General features: G+C 64.6%; 17 protein-coding genes. 15 read left to right on the plus strand and 2 right to left on the minus strand.

Annotated elements, in window-relative coordinates; translation table 11 throughout:
* The first annotated feature begins 81 nt into the window (after positions 1 to 81).
* The 7 genes from Q0O95_RS10355 (at position 82) to Q0O95_RS10385 (ending at position 5,677) form a co-directional block, all read left to right on the plus strand.
* Entirely contained in the window at positions 82 to 693 is a 612-nt protein-coding gene (locus tag Q0O95_RS10355; protein ID WP_293698104.1) for an SDR family NAD(P)-dependent oxidoreductase, read from the plus strand.
* A 60-nt stretch (positions 694 to 753) separates the two neighbouring features.
* Positions 754 to 1,755 carry a metal ABC transporter substrate-binding protein gene (locus Q0O95_RS10360; protein ID WP_293698107.1) on the plus strand — a complete coding sequence of 334 codons (1,002 nt, stop codon included), beginning with the start codon at positions 754 to 756 and terminating at the stop codon, positions 1,753 to 1,755.
* Positions 1,752 to 2,561, plus strand: coding sequence for a metal ABC transporter ATP-binding protein (locus tag Q0O95_RS10365; protein ID WP_293698110.1), 810 nt, complete (start codon positions 1,752 to 1,754; stop codon positions 2,559 to 2,561). The genes Q0O95_RS10360 and Q0O95_RS10365 overlap by 4 nt, the downstream gene beginning before the upstream one ends.
* Positions 2,558 to 3,406, plus strand: coding sequence for a metal ABC transporter permease (locus tag Q0O95_RS10370; RefSeq protein ID WP_293698113.1), 849 nt, complete (start codon positions 2,558 to 2,560; stop codon positions 3,404 to 3,406). Before Q0O95_RS10365 ends, Q0O95_RS10370 begins: the two co-directional genes overlap by 4 nt.
* Positions 3,407 to 3,408: 2 nt before the next feature.
* The gene (locus Q0O95_RS10375; protein ID WP_293698116.1) at positions 3,409 to 4,230 is read left to right on the plus strand and encodes a metal ABC transporter permease; all 822 of its coding nucleotides are present in this window, start codon (positions 3,409 to 3,411) and stop codon (positions 4,228 to 4,230) included.
* Positions 4,231 to 4,242: 12 nt separating this feature from the next.
* Entirely contained in the window at positions 4,243 to 4,647 is a 405-nt protein-coding gene (locus tag Q0O95_RS10380) for a Fur family transcriptional regulator (protein WP_293698118.1), read from the plus strand.
* A gap of 109 nt (positions 4,648 to 4,756) precedes the next feature.
* The gene (locus tag Q0O95_RS10385) at positions 4,757 to 5,677 is read left to right on the plus strand and encodes a hypothetical protein (RefSeq protein ID WP_293698121.1); all 921 of its coding nucleotides are present in this window, start codon (positions 4,757 to 4,759) and stop codon (positions 5,675 to 5,677) included.
* 32 nt (positions 5,678 to 5,709) lie between these two features.
* Here Q0O95_RS10385 and Q0O95_RS10390 read toward each other — a convergent pair whose 3' ends face one another.
* Positions 5,710 to 7,737 (minus strand): BCCT family transporter, encoded by a 2,028-nt coding sequence (locus tag Q0O95_RS10390; RefSeq protein WP_293698124.1) that lies wholly within the window; start codon positions 7,735 to 7,737, stop codon positions 5,710 to 5,712.
* A 384-nt stretch (positions 7,738 to 8,121) separates the two neighbouring features.
* Between Q0O95_RS10390 and rpmB the strand changes: the two genes are divergently transcribed.
* The 4 genes from rpmB to Q0O95_RS10410 all read left to right on the plus strand — a co-directional run bounded on the left by rpmB (position 8,122) and on the right by Q0O95_RS10410 (position 9,863).
* A complete protein-coding gene (gene rpmB, locus Q0O95_RS10395; protein ID WP_293698127.1) occupies positions 8,122 to 8,358 on the plus strand; it encodes a 50S ribosomal protein L28 in 237 nt (78 codons plus the stop codon).
* The gene (gene rpmG / locus Q0O95_RS10400; RefSeq protein ID WP_293698130.1) at positions 8,358 to 8,528 is read left to right on the plus strand and encodes a 50S ribosomal protein L33; all 171 of its coding nucleotides are present in this window, start codon (positions 8,358 to 8,360) and stop codon (positions 8,526 to 8,528) included. Before rpmB ends, rpmG begins: the two co-directional genes overlap by 1 nt.
* Positions 8,528 to 8,833, plus strand: a complete 306-nt coding sequence (rpsN, locus tag Q0O95_RS10405; RefSeq protein ID WP_293698133.1) for a 30S ribosomal protein S14 — start codon at positions 8,528 to 8,530, stop codon at positions 8,831 to 8,833. Before rpmG ends, rpsN begins: the two co-directional genes overlap by 1 nt.
* A gap of 154 nt (positions 8,834 to 8,987) precedes the next feature.
* Positions 8,988 to 9,863, plus strand: coding sequence for a helix-turn-helix domain-containing protein (locus tag Q0O95_RS10410; RefSeq protein ID WP_293698136.1), 876 nt, complete (start codon positions 8,988 to 8,990; stop codon positions 9,861 to 9,863).
* A 48-nt stretch (positions 9,864 to 9,911) separates the two neighbouring features.
* Here the strand turns inward: Q0O95_RS10410 and Q0O95_RS10415 are convergent, their stop codons facing one another.
* A complete protein-coding gene (locus Q0O95_RS10415) occupies positions 9,912 to 10,493 on the minus strand; it encodes a hypothetical protein (RefSeq protein WP_293698138.1) in 582 nt (193 codons plus the stop codon).
* A gap of 275 nt (positions 10,494 to 10,768) precedes the next feature.
* Here Q0O95_RS10415 and Q0O95_RS10420 point away from each other — a divergent pair, with 275 nt between their 5' ends.
* The 4 genes from Q0O95_RS10420 (at position 10,769) to Q0O95_RS10435 (ending at position 14,599) form a co-directional block, all read left to right on the plus strand.
* Positions 10,769 to 11,053 carry an HU family DNA-binding protein gene (locus Q0O95_RS10420; RefSeq protein ID WP_293698141.1) on the plus strand — a complete coding sequence of 95 codons (285 nt, stop codon included), beginning with the start codon at positions 10,769 to 10,771 and terminating at the stop codon, positions 11,051 to 11,053.
* 71 nt (positions 11,054 to 11,124) lie between these two features.
* Positions 11,125 to 13,059, plus strand: a complete 1,935-nt coding sequence (locus Q0O95_RS10425; protein ID WP_293698143.1) for a bifunctional copper resistance protein CopD/cytochrome c oxidase assembly protein — start codon at positions 11,125 to 11,127, stop codon at positions 13,057 to 13,059.
* Positions 13,056 to 13,835 carry a histidine phosphatase family protein gene (locus tag Q0O95_RS10430; protein WP_293698146.1) on the plus strand — a complete coding sequence of 260 codons (780 nt, stop codon included), beginning with the start codon at positions 13,056 to 13,058 and terminating at the stop codon, positions 13,833 to 13,835. Before Q0O95_RS10425 ends, Q0O95_RS10430 begins: the two co-directional genes overlap by 4 nt.
* Positions 13,835 to 14,599 (plus strand): hypothetical protein, encoded by a 765-nt coding sequence (locus Q0O95_RS10435; RefSeq protein WP_293698149.1) that lies wholly within the window; start codon positions 13,835 to 13,837, stop codon positions 14,597 to 14,599. The genes Q0O95_RS10430 and Q0O95_RS10435 overlap by 1 nt, the downstream gene beginning before the upstream one ends.
* Positions 14,600 to 14,696: the final 97 nt, after the last annotated feature.

Raw genomic sequence — 14,696 nt, forward strand, 5'->3', positions numbered from 1 at the left:
CGGCCGCCGTATGGGCGCTCATGACCTGGCCGTGGACGCGGCGACGCGAGCGCCGACCCGTCCCGTCATAGGCTGGACGGTATGAGAATCGTTATTGCTGGAGCAACAAGCGCCCTCGGTATCGAAACCGCGCGGCGACTGGAGGAAGCCGGCCACGACGTCGTGGCCGTCGGGACGAATGCCGAACGGCTCGAGGCTGTTCCCGCGGCCGAACGCGCGGTGGTCGACCTGACCGACCCCGCAGCCGTTGAACAACTCGCAACGAGGCTCGGAGACGTGGACGGTCTCGTGCACCTCGTCGGCGGATGGCGCGGTGGCGGCGGGCTCGCAGGGCAGACCGACGACGACTACGACTGGCTCGAGGCCAGGGTGGTGACGACGCTGCGCAATACGACGCGTGCGTTCGCGGGCGCCATCGGGCGCTCCACAGCAGGGCGCATCGCCATCATCTCAACGAAGGGCGTCGAGAAACCCACCGCCGGCAACGCGAACTACGTCGCCCTGAAAGCCGCCGCCGAAACGTGGCTCGCAGCGGTTGGCCACGAGCTTCGAGAGACGGCCGCCGAGACGCACGTGATTCGCGTGAAAGCGCTCGTGACGGCACAGGAGCGAGCAGCGAGCCCCGAACGCAAGTTCCCCGGCTACTCCGACGTCACCGATGTCGCTCAGGAGCTTGCCGAACTGTTCGCGTAATCCACTGCTCCGAACCGCTTCGGTTTTGACAATGATTTTCGATAACTTTAGTCTTAATGCATGCACTCAACGCGAAGAACACTCCTCAGCGCCCTCGGTATCGCGGGCGCACTCGCGCTGACCGCGACCGCGTGTTCGTCAGCGGGCGAGGGCGAAGACGCCGGCGAAGGTCTCAGTATCGTCGCAACCACGACGCAGATTGGCGACGTGACACGCACCATTGCGGGCGATGACGTGAACCTCACGCAGCTGCTGCAACCGGGAGCGTCCGCGCACGGCTTCGACCCGACGCCGGCATCTCTGCAGGCGCTGGGTCAGGCGGATGCCATTGTTCTGAATGGCGCAGGGCTCGAGGATTGGCTCGCCCCGGTACTCGAATCGAGCGGGTTCGACGGTGTGATGATCGATGCGTCCGAGGGGCTTGCACTCTCCGGCGATCTCGAAGACCACGATGATCACGGGGAAGATGACCACGGCCATGATCACGACGCCGATCCGCACCTCTGGACCGACCCTGCCAACGTCATCGCCATGGCTGAGACCATCGGCGACCAGCTCGCACAGCTCGACGAGGGCAGCGCTGCGACCATCAGCGAGAACACCGATGATTACGTGGAGCAGCTCGAAGCGCTGCAGCACTGGATGGGCGAAGCCTTCGAGCAGGTACCCGTCGAGGATCGCCTGCTCGTGACGAGCCACGACAGCTTCCACTACCTCGCGGAAGCCTACGACATCGAGGTCGTCGGCAGTCTCCTCCCGTCATTCGACGACAATGCCGAAGTCAGCGCCGCGGCCATCGACCGACTCGTCGCAGACATTCGCGGAACGGGCGCCAGGGCGATCTTCTCGGAGTCGCAGCTCCCCGCGGATCTGGCGAACACGATCGCAGCGGAAGCCGACGTCGAGGTGTATTCGGGGGAGGAGTCGCTCTTCACCGACTCACTCGGTGCCGAGGGCTCACCCGGCGAAACATACATCGGCAGCCAGATCCACAACACCCGCCTCATGGTCGAGGCGTGGGGAGGCGGTGAAGCACCCGAGCTTCCCGACGTCTTGCAATGAGCGGCCACGAGCAAGAGCCCGTCGTCAGCATCCGGGATGCGAGCTTCAACTACAACGGCAAGCCGGCGCTCGCCGGCGTCTCGTTCGACGTGCACGCGGGCGAGGCAGTTTCGCTGATCGGCCCGAACGGCGCCGGGAAGTCGACCCTCCTCGCCGGCGTCCTCGGCACGGTACGGCATAGGGCCGCCCGATTCGTCGTTCCGACCAAACCGGGCAGCGTCGGTCTGCTCCCCCAGCATCAGGGCGTCGACCGCGACTTCCCCGTCTCGCTCGAGCAGGTCGTCATGATGGGGCGTGTCCCGAAACGGGGATTCCTCTGGCCCTCCAGGGATGACCGGCACGCGGTGAGGGAGGCACTCGCGACGGTCCGCCTCACCGAGCAGCGCAAGCAGCGTTTCGGCGAGCTGTCCGGCGGGCAACGCCAGCGCGGGCTCTTGGCGAGGGCGATCGCGGCGGGGCCCTCGCTGCTCCTGCTCGACGAACCGTTCAACGGGCTGGACTCCGAAAGCCGAGACACACTGCTCGACATCGTGCGCCGCCTCAAGGTCGAAGGTGTCGCCATGATCATCACGACGCACGATCTCGACCTCGCCAAGTCGGCAACCGAGAAGACGCTGCTCGTCAACGGCGAGCAGATCGCGTTCGACGAGACCGATTGCGTGCTCACGCTCGAGCAGGTGCAACGCACCTTCGATCGCGAGGCCGTTGAAATCGACGGGCACACGCTCACGACCGCAGAGCATCACGCGAGCGAGCATCCTCATCACGGCCACGAAACGGAACGAGCCGAAACGGAAACGGGATGACCGACCTGCTGGATGCGTTCCAGCTGCCCTTCATGCTGCGAGCGCTGGTGACGCTGCTCGTACTCGCCGCCGCGGCGGGGACGGTCGGCGTCATGATCAACCTGCGCCGCCTGGAGTTCCTGACGGACGGACTCACGCACGCCGTGTTTCCCGGCCTCGTGCTGGGGTTTCTGGCCGCGGGTGAACCGGGGCTGCTGCCCGGTGCGCTCGTGATCGCACTCCTCTCCTCAGTGCTGCTCACGTTGCTGCAACGGCGCGGCATCGGTGACCAGAGTCTTATCGCGATTCTGCTCACGGCGTTCTTCTCGATCGGTGTGATTCTGGTTTCGACGCAGCAGGGCTACAGCGGCCAGCTGAGCGAGATGCTGTTCGGGCGATTGCTGTCGATCACGGATTCGCAGATCACGATCACCTCCGTGCTCGTGGCCCTTGCCGTGCTGGCGGTGACCGTGACCTGGCGGCAGCAGGTGTTCAGGGCGTTCGATGCGGGCGGGGCACGGGCATCCGGTCTCCGATCCGCGTTGCTGGACAGTGTGCTCAACGGCGCGGTCGTACTCGTCGTCGTCGCCGCTTCCGCGGCAGTCGGGACACTGCTCGTCCTCGCCGTGCTCATCGTGCCAGGTGCCGCGGCGAGACTCGTTGTTCCGCGCATCGGCGGCGCCGTGCTCGTTGCGACGGCCTTCGCAGCCGTGACGTCCGTGCTGGGCTTGATGTTCGCCTGGCAGTTGTCGATGGACCTCGACGTGCAGGCGGCCCCCGGGGGCGTTGTCGCCTTGACGATGATCGCCGTCTATCTGCTGTTCCTCGCGGTGTACGCACTCGTGCCACGGTTCGGGAGGCGGTGACGGTGGAGCTGACCTACTTCACAAGGGCCGTCATCGAAGCGGTGCTCGCGGGTGCGCTGGCGGGTCTCGTCGGCGTCCTCGTCGTCGTTCGGCAGCGTGCGTTCTTCACGATGTCGCTCACGCACGCGACGTTCCCCGGGGCGATCGCGGCAACTCTGCTGGGCATCCCGCCCGTTATCGGCGCCGCCGTGGGCTCGATCGGCCTGGTCGGGATCGCGACCGCGATCGGGCGCATTCGCGCGCAGGGCGCCTCGGTTGCGTCCGGCATCATGCTCACGACCGGCTTCGCGCTCGGCATCCTGCTGCAGTCGGTCTCGAGTGTGCCGATCAATGTCGAGTCGTTCCTGACGGGGTCGATTCTCGCAACCGATGTGCAGCAGCTGACGCTCACGGTGGTCGTGCTCGTCTTCGCCGCTGCGATGATCGTCGTGTTCGGCCGCCGGATTCTCTTCGAGAGCTTCGACCGCGACGCCTACCGTGCGGCCGGGATGCGCAGCTGGTTCATCGAGTCGCTCACCCTGACCCTGATCGCGGCGACCGTCGTGACGCTCATGCCCGTTGTCGGGGCGATCCTCTCCGTTGCGCTCATCGTGGCCCCCGCTGCGGCTGCACAGCAGTTCACCCGCACCGTGACCGGTATGTTCGTGCTCGCTCCCGTGCTCGGAACATTCAGCGGCGTTGCGGGCCTCCTGCTGTCGCGCGCACTGGAGATCTCGGCAGGAGGAGCCATAACGCTCGTCGCGACGGCGTGCTTCGCAGTGTCGCTCGTGCCCTTCCGCAGGATGCTTGGCCGGCGGCGTGCCACCGACGTCGGTTCGCGATAGCGTAGAGGCACCGTGAGCCAGCCACAACGACGCAAGACATGGCAGCGCGCTGCCGTGCAAGAAGCGCTCGAGGCGACAGAAGAGTTCGTCTCGGCGCAGACCCTGCACGCCCGGATGCGCGACACCGGTTCGCCGATTGGCCTCACGACGGTCTACCGTGCGCTGGCCACGCTCGCCGAGCAGGGCGATGCCGATTCGTTGCAGTCGGAGGGCGAGCAACTGTATCGCGCGTGCTCGCCCAAGCATCACCATCACTTGATCTGCCGCAGCTGCGGTCTCACGGTCGAGATCGGGGCCAAGGTGGTCGAGCAGTGGGCGCGTGAGGTCGCGAGCGAACACGGATTCACGGATGCCAGCCACGTCGTCGATGTCTTCGGCGTGTGCGTCGAGTGTCAGAGGAAGGCGACCGTCGGGTAATTCGTCGCCGGACAGCAACCGGTAGTTTCCAGCCGTTTCGCACCAAACGGGTGCACAGTAGGAAAACGACCCTCAATATCGATTTCGTGGAATGGCAAAGGAGGGCGATATGCCCAACGAACAGCAACCGCAAGTTCCGCAGGCGAACGCGCCGGGAGTTGATCAGGATATGGGCTATCAGCAGACGCAGCCCCCGAAGCGCGGAGGGCGGATCCTGGGTCTGCATCCGGCACTCTTCATGGGTATTGCTCTGCTCGTACTCGTTGCGATACTCGCGATCGTCCTGGTCTTCACCGGCGAGATCGCCTCGCAGGGACCCCGTGTCTTCTGGACCGTCGTCGGCTTCGTCGCTTTCACCGGGCTCCTTGCGCTGGATCTCACACTCAGCAGATCGTCGTCCCGGCCACTTGTGATCGGTACCGCGACGAACGGATACATGATCATCGTCTTGATGCTGACGATCTGGATCTACCGTTCGGTCGATCGCTCGGGATACGACTACGGTGTATGGGATCTCTGGTATCAGATCCCCTACATCGTGTTGACCACACGGGCCGTATGGGGTCTTGCGTGGTTGGTGCTCACGAGCGGCGAGCGCATGAAGCTCGCGATCGGCCGCGGATTCGGATTCGTCACAGCAGGGCTCATCGCCCTGGCGGGCGTCCTGATGACACTGCACCTGCCGTTGCAGCGATTCGGCGTGGACGTCGGTGACTGGTACTGGCGCTCGCTCGTGGCCGTGGTCATTCTCGCGGCGCTCGCGGCCTGCATCCTTCTGCTGCTGGTCTGGAACCAGCGCAACGATGAGGTGGCGGCGCGGCCGAAACCCCCGGTTCCCCCCGCTCCGCACTACGGTAATCCCCAAGAGCACCAGGGGTACCCGCCCGGATACCCCGCACCCGGCTACCCGGCTGCGGCACCGGGTGAGCAAGGTCCCGCGTACGGCGCTCCCGGTCAGCCGCCGCCCGGTCAGCCGCAGCAGGGTCAGCCGCCGCAGGGGCCTCCGCCGCAGTATCCGCCGCAGCAGTAGGTTCCGCTCGGCGGGAGCCCCCTCGCCGTGCGCTATTTCGGGTCGTCGGGCTCGTCGTCGCGTTCGCGCTCGATGCGCTCACCGACCGTGAGTGCTGCATCACCCGATGCCGCGCGCTCCGGCTGGTTCTCGCCACGCGGTTGGATGCGCCCCGGCTCGAGCGTGCGCTGCACGTCCTCGCTCGTGACGGTCGGCAGGGCATCCGTTGCAGCATCGACGTACCACTCGGTGAGCGCGGGATCCTCGCTGTCGAAGCCCGCTCCCGCGCCCTCTTCCGAGGGCACTTCGCTCGCCCCGAAGACGAAGTCATCACCGTACTCGTCGATGCCTCGACGAACACCCTGTGCGATGGCGGCTCTCGCGTAGCGGTGCCGAATGATGTACGGATCGGTCCGGAGATCCTTGGCCCACGAAATCATGACCCCGATCACGACGAACGCGAACGGCAGCGCCGAGACGACCATCAACTGCTGGAGCCCCGATAGCGTGGCCTGTCCTCCCGCGAGCAGCAGAGCACTGGCGATGAGCGCGAGCAGCAGACCCCAGACGACGGTCACCCACTTCGCGGGTTCCGGCCTGCCGCTCTGCGACATCGAGGCCATCACGATGGATGCCGAGTCGGCGGCCGTGACGAAGAACACGATCACGGCGATCATGGCGATCGCCGACGTGATCATGCCGAGTGGGAGCCGCTGCAGCAGCTGGAAGAACACCTCTTCGCTCGTGCCGCCGCTCTGCAGATCCTCGCCGTTCATCGTCATGAAGATCGCTGTGGATCCGTAGACGACGAACCAGCCGATCACGATGCCGGAGGGGACGAGGACGATCGTGGTCACGAACTCGCGGAGGGTGCGGCCGCGGGAGATCTTCGCGATGAACATGCCGACGAAGGGAGTCCACGAAACCCACCAGGCCCAGTAATAGGTGGTCCAGGCCCCTAGGAAGTCAACCGCTTCCGGCCCCTGGCTCGCGTTGAGCGTCAGCATGGCGCCGAGCTGCTTCACGAACTCGACCATCGACGCCGGCAAGTAGTTGAGGATGAATACGGTCGGGCCGACGATGAACACGAAGACCGCCAGCGCTCCCGTGAGCACCATGTTGATGTTGGACAGCATCCGGATGCCGCGTTTAATGCCCGAAACAGCGGACGCGATGAACAGCGACGCGAGAACGGCGATGGCACCGATCAGGAACATGTTGCCGAACGGCCCGAGCCCCGTCACGAACGTGAATCCGCTCTGAATCTGCATCGCTCCGATACCGAGTGACACTGCGGTGCCGAAGAGCGTGACGATGATCGCGAAGAAGTCGATGAACTTGCCGAGCACCTTGTTGCTCGAACCGGGGAAGACGGGCTCGAACAGAGCGGAGATCAACGGAGCGCGGCCTCTGCGGTAGGCACTGTAGGCGATCGCGCCGCCGACGAGCGCATAGAAGGACCAGGCGATAGGACCCCAATGCAGGAAAGTCTGCCCGAAGGCCGGCAGGATGGCCGCCTCGGTGCCGCCCTGGACGTCCTGGCTGGGCGACGGATTCTGGAAATAGGTGAGCGGCTCGAGCGGTCCGTAGAACAGCAGGCCGATGCCGAGTCCAGCGGCGAAGAGCATCGAGATCCACGATCGGGTCGTGAACTCGGGCTTCTCTTCGTCTGCTCCGAGGCGGATGCCGCCCGTGCGGCCGTAGCCGACGACCAGCATGAACAGCGCGATTGCAATGGCGAGGGCGCTGAAGAGCCAGCCGAAGTTCGTTGTGACCCACGTCAGTGCCGCCGCTCCCACTTCTGCCAGGTTGTCGGGGGCAACGAATGCCCAGACGATGACCGAGAGGGTCACGGCGATCGCGCCGACGAGCACCGCGACGTTGGTCGGGAATCTGACTCCGGTACGTTCTACGCCGATGCCGGGGATCAGGCCCGGGTGAGGGGATGGGATGGACGCGCTGGCGGCATCCTTGATGGCTCGCTGCAGGCGGCCTCCCGTTTTGGGAGGAGCCTCGGCAGGCTTCCTGCTGCGCGCTTCATTGTCGTTGTCGTCGTGCTGGTTCTGGTGTTTTGCATTCATAGTGATGGGTTGCTGTCTGCGCGTCCTGGCGAAGTCCCGGCAGCGCGACAACGCATACGACAATAACAACACGCGATTTTCCGGGCTGCGAAGGCGTCGAAACGAACGTTCTGGGAGTTTTGAATCGCGCATCCCGCGAAATAGTCGCAAGAACGCCGTTTGGGAGCCTCCCAAGCGTGCGTCTCCCTCCTATTCTCACGGGAACCCGTGGCCGATTTGGCCACTGCGCTTCCGCTGAGCGCTCCCATCCGGTAAAGTAGAACCTTGTGGCATCCGCCACGGCATCTTTCAACCCCGTCACCACCTCGGTGGAGGCAGGAAGTGAAGGAAGCAGGCAAGTGATCTTGGGTGAGCCAACGAGCTCACGGTAACCCTGGAGGAACCATGGCAGCAGTGTGCCAGGTGACCGGAGCCAAGCCCGGCTTCGGACACAACATTTCGCACTCGCACCGCCGGACGAAGCGCCGCTTCGACCCGAACGTGCAGAAGAAGACCTATTTCGTGCCCTCGCTCGGCCGCAAGGTGACACTCACCCTGTCGGCGAAGGGCATCAAGGTGATCGACGCTCGTGGCATCGAGTCCGTCGTTTCCGAACTGCAGGCGAAGGGAGTGAAGCTCTAATGGCGAAGAAGTCGCAGGACGTTCGTCCCATCATCAAGCTCCGTTCGACGGCAGGTACCGGCTACACCTACGTAACCCGTAAGAACCGTCGCAACAACCCTGACCGTCTCGTACTGAAGAAGTACGACCCGGTGGTTCGTCAGCACGTTGAATTCCGAGAGGAGCGATAATGGCCAAGAAGAGCAAAATCGCCAAGAACGAGCAGCGTAAGGCCATCGTCGCCCGCTACGCCGAGAAGCGCCTTGAGCTGAAGAAGACGCTCGTGAACCCGAAGGCAACCGACGAGGAGCGCGAGGCGGCCCGCAAGGGTCTGCAGAAGCTTCCCCGTAACGCGTCGCCCGTTCGCGTTCGCAAGCGCGACGCCATCGACGGCCGCCCCCGCGGTCACGTCGGCGAGTACGGTATCTCGCGTGTGCGCTTCCGCGCAATGGCGCACCGTGGCGAGCTGCCCGGTGTCACGAAGTCCAGCTGGTAGCACCCGCGTGAAGACTTGAAGAAGCCCCCGCTCAGCGCGGGGGCTTCTTGCTGTGCTCTGAAGGCGATGACCCTTCCGACAGTGTCGGGCACGGATCATCGGGCCCACGGCGCAGGACTTGCCTACGGTTGTAGCGAGAGGAAGGAGAGTACCGATGGACACCTGGAACAGGGCGCTGCAGTTGATCGAGGACCGACTGACCGAGGAGATCGACACGCGAGACCTCGCTCGTGTCACCTTGACCTCGGAGTACCACTTCCGTCGTATGTTCTCGGCGCTCGCGGGCATCCCGCTCTCCGACTACATCAGGCGTCGCCGTCTCACGGTCGCCGCGGCAGAGGTTCTCGAGGGGGATACGCCGATTCAGGATACAGCCGTGCGGTTCGGATACGGCTCGGCGGATGCGTTCAGTAGGGCATTTCGGTCGGTGCACGGCATCGGCCCGAGCGAAGCCCGTAGCAGCGGCGCCGCGCTGAAATCACAGCCTCGCCTCCGCATAACACTGAGCATAGAAGGAGCAGAGCAAATGGACTACCGACTGGAAACCCGCCCGGCATTCACGCTCGTCGGGAGAAGCAAACGCATGAGTGTCGTCTATCACGGTGAGAATGCGCAGATGACCCAGTTTCACGATGACCTCGGCGAGGCGACGCACAAGGTGATCTGGGGACACTCGACAACGCAGCCCGAGGGCATTGTCGCCGTGTCGACGAACTTCGAGGAGGGACGAGAAGACGGCTCGAAGTTCGACTACTGGGTAGCGGCCGCAGCCGAAGAGGCGCCGAGTGGCGAGAGTCTTGCCGAGCACGGCCTCGAGACGATGGATGTCGAATCGGGCACTTGGCTCGTGCTGACGTCGAAAGATGCCGAGACCGCTTCGATTCAGCAACTCTGGGTTGACGCCTACGGTGCCTGGTTCCCGGCGAACCCCTATGAGGTGGCAGAGGGGCCGGAGTTATGCGTCGTGCGTTACGACGAGGACTGGACCCCGACACACGCCGACCTGTGGCTGCCGATTCGCAAGGCATGAAAGAAGGGGCGGTCTGATCCGACCGCCCCTTCTTCTACGGCTTCGGCGTTAGTGAATCTCGCCGCCGAAGGTGTTCGCGAACTCCGTCACGAGAGAATCCGACTGCGAAGTCACGAGCCAGTTGCCGCCCATCGCGATGCTGGTGACCTCCGCGGCGTCCTTGAACGCCTGGATCTCGCCGGGGTCGGCGATCGAGGTGTCGAGCATGTTCCCATCAGCGTCGGGCATCAGGATTCCGATCAGCTGGTCACCCGAGTCGAAGGTGCAGAAGGCGTAGACCGCGCCCGCCAGCATGGGCTCGAGCGCTTCGACGTCTTCCGGAAGCGGCGACTCAGCGGTCTGCGAGCACTCTTCCATGCCTGAGCCGATCTGTGCGTAGAAGTCCTCGGGGCCATCGAAGCGAGCCTCGTCACCCATCGGCTGCGTGTCATCGCCACCGTTCTGATCGTCGCCATTCTGGTCATCACCGTTTTGGTCGTCACCGTTCTGATTCTGGTCGTCCGTCTCGACGGTGTCGTCGTCACGATTGTCGTCATCTCCACCCGGCGGTTGGAGAATGCAGGCGCTCAGGGCGGGGATGGCGAAGAGCGCAACCACAGCAAGCAATGAACTCTTAGTCCGACGATTCATACGAAGTCTCCTCTTGATCGGGTGTCCACTCAGTATTGGGTCGCGAGCTATGCGAAGTCCGAGCGTCACCTGGACGTCCACTGGCTTCAACGGCGCTGCTGGGGACGAAAATCGTCGAAACGACGCGGAATTTCGGCGTGTCACGGCTTGGTTCACACCCTGGGCCGAAGAAACGGCTACGTTGGTGCCTGGTCGAAATCCGCGAGAACATGCGGTTTTCGTCCGGTACTAAGCCCGCTCCGGCGGGGCACACCTGTCACGTTCAGGAGGAACATATGGCTGAGACCATCAACAAGACCACGCTCGTTGCAAACATTGCAGCAGCAACCGACCAGAGCCAGACTGCAGTTGCAGCAGTTCTCGACGGTCTCTTCGACGAGATCTCGGGCGCTGTCGCTAAGGGCAACAAGGTGACGATCCCGGGCTTCCTCAGCGCAGAGCGCACCGAGACCGCCGCGCGCACCGGCCGCAACCCGCAGACCGGCGAAGAGATCAAGATCCCGGCCGGCCACCGCGTCAAGCTGACCGCCGGTTCGAAGCTCAAGGCTGCCGTCAAGTAAGACGACCGTCGAGCTGGAAAGGGGCCCCGCGGGGCCCCTTTTCGCATAGCTGGGAGCAGTAGGCTGATACGGTGCCTCGAATTCGTCTGCTCCTGCCCGCCGTGGCCGTTGCGGCCGGGTTGGCAGTGCTTCTGGCGGCCCTCCAGTTCGGGGGAGGGGCGGCACCGGTTCCTGCGGGAGATCCGGGCCCTGTTGTGCGCTGGGGATACCCGATAGTCAGATTCCTCCAAGACGGTGCCCTCGCGGTCGCCGTCGGTGGGCTCGTTCTCGCGTGCTTCGCGCTCCCTCCGAAGTCCGCATCCTGGAACCGTTTCATCGACGTTGCGGCCGCTGCGACCGGCATAGCGACCGTCGCCTCGGCAGCGACCGCGTGGTTGTCGTTCAGAACGCTCGTGACATCCGAACTATCGGTCGAGAGTGCCTTCACCGACGCGTTCCTGTTCTTCTTCACCGAGATCGAAGCGGGGCAGGTTCTGCTGCTCTCCGTCGTTGCGCTCGCTCTGCTGACGACGCTGCTGATAACCGTGCGCGGGCACGTCGCGGTCGCTTTCGTCACCGTGCTGTTCGCTGTCCCGCTCGGCGCGATGGCCGCCGCCGGCCACGCGGGCGGTACGGAGTGGCATAAGGTCGCGGTCACCGGGATGTTCATCCACATCCTGTTCTCCTGCATCTGGGTCGGCGGGCTCGCATTGCTGGCCGTTCTGCACTTCACCGATAAGCCGAACTTCGGTACGGTCGCGGAACGGTACTCGACGCTCGCGCTGTTCTCCTTCTTCGCAGTGGCTGCCTCCGGTGTCGTCTCGGCGCTCGTCCGCTCGGGCTGGGACGGACTCTGGACAACTCCCTATGGTCAGTTGGCGCTCGCGAAGACCGCCCTGCTCGTTGTTCTCGGCGTCTTCGGAGCGATCCAGCGCCGCAGGATGCTCCCCGCCGCGCGCGAAGGGAAGACCCGCCGCTTCCTGGGATTCGAGCTCATCATCATGCTCGTCACGTTCGGGCTCGCCGGCGCGCTGGCTCGAACGGAGACGCCCATCCCGGAGGTCGTGGCGGAAGGATTCGATGCTCCGGCACGCATTCTGACCGGAAGACCCCTGCCACCCCCCTTCGAACCGCACAGGCTCTTCACCGAATGGTTGCTGGATCCGCTCTGGGCGATGATCGCGGCCTGCATGGCGCTGTTCTATATCTGGGGCGTCATTCGGCTGCGTCGCCGCGGCGACGCATGGCCCGCGCACAGGACGGTGTTCTGGGTGCTGGGCTCGGTCGCGTTCTTCTGGTTGACGAGTGGTGCGCTCAACGTCTACCAGTTCTATTTCTTCTCCTGGCACATGCTGACCCACATGATGATCGGCATGGCCGTACCCATCATGCTCGCGGTCGGTGCCCCGATTACGCTCGCGATGCGCGCTATCAAACCACGCAAGGACGGGTCGCGCGGACCGCGAGAATGGCTGCTCAGCATCGTGCACTCGAAGTACATGGCCGTCATCAGCAGCCCCATCGTCGCCAGCGCCATCTTCGTGCTGTCGATGTGGGTGTTCTACTACACGCCCATCATCGAGTGGGCGATGGTGTACCACCTCGGGCACATCTGGATGGTCTTCCACTTCACCGCCGCCGGCTACCTGTGGGTATCGATGCTGCTCGCCATCGACCCGCAGCCGAAGTCGGCGCCGTTCCCACTGCGCATCCTCCTGATGCTTGTGACGATGGCGTTCCACGCGTTCTTCGGGTTGTCGATCATGACGAATACGACGCTCATCGCACCCGAGTACTTCGGCGCGATGGGGAACGGCATCGACGCGCTCGACGACCAGCGCGTCGGCGGCGGTATCGCGTGGAGCGTCGGCGAGATTCCGACACTGATTCTTGCGGTAGTCCTGGTCGTCCTATGGGCGAAATCAGACGATCGCGAAGCGAAACGCGTCGACCGGAAAGCCGACCGAGACGGCGACGCGGACCTGAAGGCTTACAACGAATGGCTTGAGAGGATATCGAAGAGATGACAGAGCAAACCCCCCGTATCGATAAGCGCTCGGACGAACAGCGCAGCCCCCAGGAGCTGGCGGACCTGATGGGCGGGCGAGAGGCGTCGCTGTTCATCGTGCGACACGGCCAGACCGTCTTCAACACGGAGCATCGGATGCAGGGCTGGTCGGACTCCCCGCTCACGGAACTCGGCATGGAGCAGATCGCGACGGCGGGGCGTGCGCTCGCGCCGGTACCCCTCGACCTCGCGTTCTCCTCCGACCTCCGCCGCTGCGTCACGACGACACGAGGCATTCTCGATGGCCGCGCGGACGGGCTCGAGGCGACGTTCCACGAAGAGCTGCGGGAGTGGAACTTCGGCGGTCATGAGGAAATGCTTTCGGAACAGGTCTGGGGCAAGCTCATCGCAAAGCACAACATTGAGGTCGAGCGCGAACTCGACGCCATGCGAGAGCTCGCGGACGACCTGGGCTGGAGCGGGATGTTCGACGGGCTCGCCGGCCTCGACGAAACCGGTAAGAGCGAATATGCCGCCGAGATCGTGCTGCGCGCCGATCGCGCACTCGCTCACGCGCTGATGGCGCTCGCGGAACTCCCGGGCGAAGGGCCCGTGGGCGGTCTGGTCGTATCGCACGGCGGCTTCATCTCGACGCTGCTGCGCCAGCTGGTGCCCGAGACACCCTCGGATGAGATCTTCCCGAACTGCTCGATCTCGACCGTACGATTGCGAGATGGAGCGTGGCAGCTGATCGGTAAGGGCGTCGAACCCCAGGACTTCGTCTACGACGGCTGATGTCGCTCGAACCGCTACGTCTCGGCGCCGGGAGGAAGGCCGCAGCCGTCATCTGCGGCGCCGCTAACGGGTTGCTGGCGATTTCCATGTTCATGCTGGTGTTCGGGTTGCTGCTGTTGATCGATCCGGCGAGTGATGCAGAGATTGCCATCGCTGCCGGCGCGGTGACGGCCGTAGTGTCCTGCGTTGGCGGTCAGCTGTTCGTCCGCTTGGCACTGGGCCGACGCCGCACTGGTGGCAGCGTCGCTCGCTTCACGAAGTACCAGCTGGGGTCTGCGGGGATCGGGGCAGCGATCTCACTCGTCTTCTTCCCCGTCGCGATGACCAGGGAGCCAGGAGGATTGCCGAGCGCACCGGCCTGGTGGTTCGGGTGCCTGACGGGTGCGGCGATTACCATGGCGGTATCCGTGCTCTGCTTTCTGCCCTCGAGACGTCGGCCGGGCGCACCGCGTGCGCGTCAGGGCCTGATGGTGGTGCCCGCTACCGTGATTGAGCACTGGCGGGCCCACTCTCGCATCCACGCTCCTGGCCTGTCGGTCGTCGGCTACCCCGGCCCGGATGGGCAATACAGGTACGTGCGCCACCTCTACCGGCAGTCCGTTACTGAACGGGGCATCGTCGGGGAGGCGCACGTCGATGCGGCGAACCCGTCCAGGGTGGAAGAGTTCCGGGTTCCTCCGTTCCGTTCTTCCCTGGCGATGCGTGACCTCGTCGCGGCGGCGCGTGAAGAGGCGCAACGGCGGCAGCCTCCGCAGGGTCGCTAAGCAGCCGTCGCTGCGCGGATGCCGAGGTGCTGGAACTCGAGTGCTTGCGTCGCGAGATCGATGCGCGCGGCGGTGCTCTGCGGCATGGGCGTCCAGC

The organism is uncultured Agrococcus sp., from assembly GCF_945915485.1.
GTDB lineage: Bacteria > Actinomycetota > Actinomycetes > Actinomycetales > Microbacteriaceae > Agrococcus.

Coding starts and splice junctions, on each gene's coding strand:
- Q0O95_RS10410 (WP_293698136.1), top strand. CDS start 8,988: ATGGACACCTGGAACAGGGCGCTGCAGTTGATCGAGGACCGACTGACC.
- Q0O95_RS10385 (WP_293698121.1), top strand. CDS start 4,757: ATGCCCAACGAACAGCAACCGCAAGTTCCGCAGGCGAACGCGCCGGGA.
- rpmB (WP_293698127.1), top strand. CDS start 8,122: ATGGCAGCAGTGTGCCAGGTGACCGGAGCCAAGCCCGGCTTCGGACAC.
- Q0O95_RS10390 (WP_293698124.1), bottom strand. CDS start 7,737: ATGAATGCAAAACACCAGAACCAGCACGACGACAACGACAATGAAGCG.
- Q0O95_RS10435 (WP_293698149.1), top strand. CDS start 13,835: ATGTCGCTCGAACCGCTACGTCTCGGCGCCGGGAGGAAGGCCGCAGCC.
- Q0O95_RS10355 (WP_293698104.1), top strand. CDS start 82: ATGAGAATCGTTATTGCTGGAGCAACAAGCGCCCTCGGTATCGAAACC.
- Q0O95_RS10415 (WP_293698138.1), bottom strand. CDS start 10,493: ATGAATCGTCGGACTAAGAGTTCATTGCTTGCTGTGGTTGCGCTCTTC.
- rpsN (WP_293698133.1), top strand. CDS start 8,528: ATGGCCAAGAAGAGCAAAATCGCCAAGAACGAGCAGCGTAAGGCCATC.
- Q0O95_RS10420 (WP_293698141.1), top strand. CDS start 10,769: ATGGCTGAGACCATCAACAAGACCACGCTCGTTGCAAACATTGCAGCA.
- Q0O95_RS10370 (WP_293698113.1), top strand. CDS start 2,558: ATGACCGACCTGCTGGATGCGTTCCAGCTGCCCTTCATGCTGCGAGCG.
- Q0O95_RS10360 (WP_293698107.1), top strand. CDS start 754: ATGCACTCAACGCGAAGAACACTCCTCAGCGCCCTCGGTATCGCGGGC.
- Q0O95_RS10365 (WP_293698110.1), top strand. CDS start 1,752: ATGAGCGGCCACGAGCAAGAGCCCGTCGTCAGCATCCGGGATGCGAGC.
- rpmG (WP_293698130.1), top strand. CDS start 8,358: ATGGCGAAGAAGTCGCAGGACGTTCGTCCCATCATCAAGCTCCGTTCG.
- Q0O95_RS10430 (WP_293698146.1), top strand. CDS start 13,056: ATGACAGAGCAAACCCCCCGTATCGATAAGCGCTCGGACGAACAGCGC.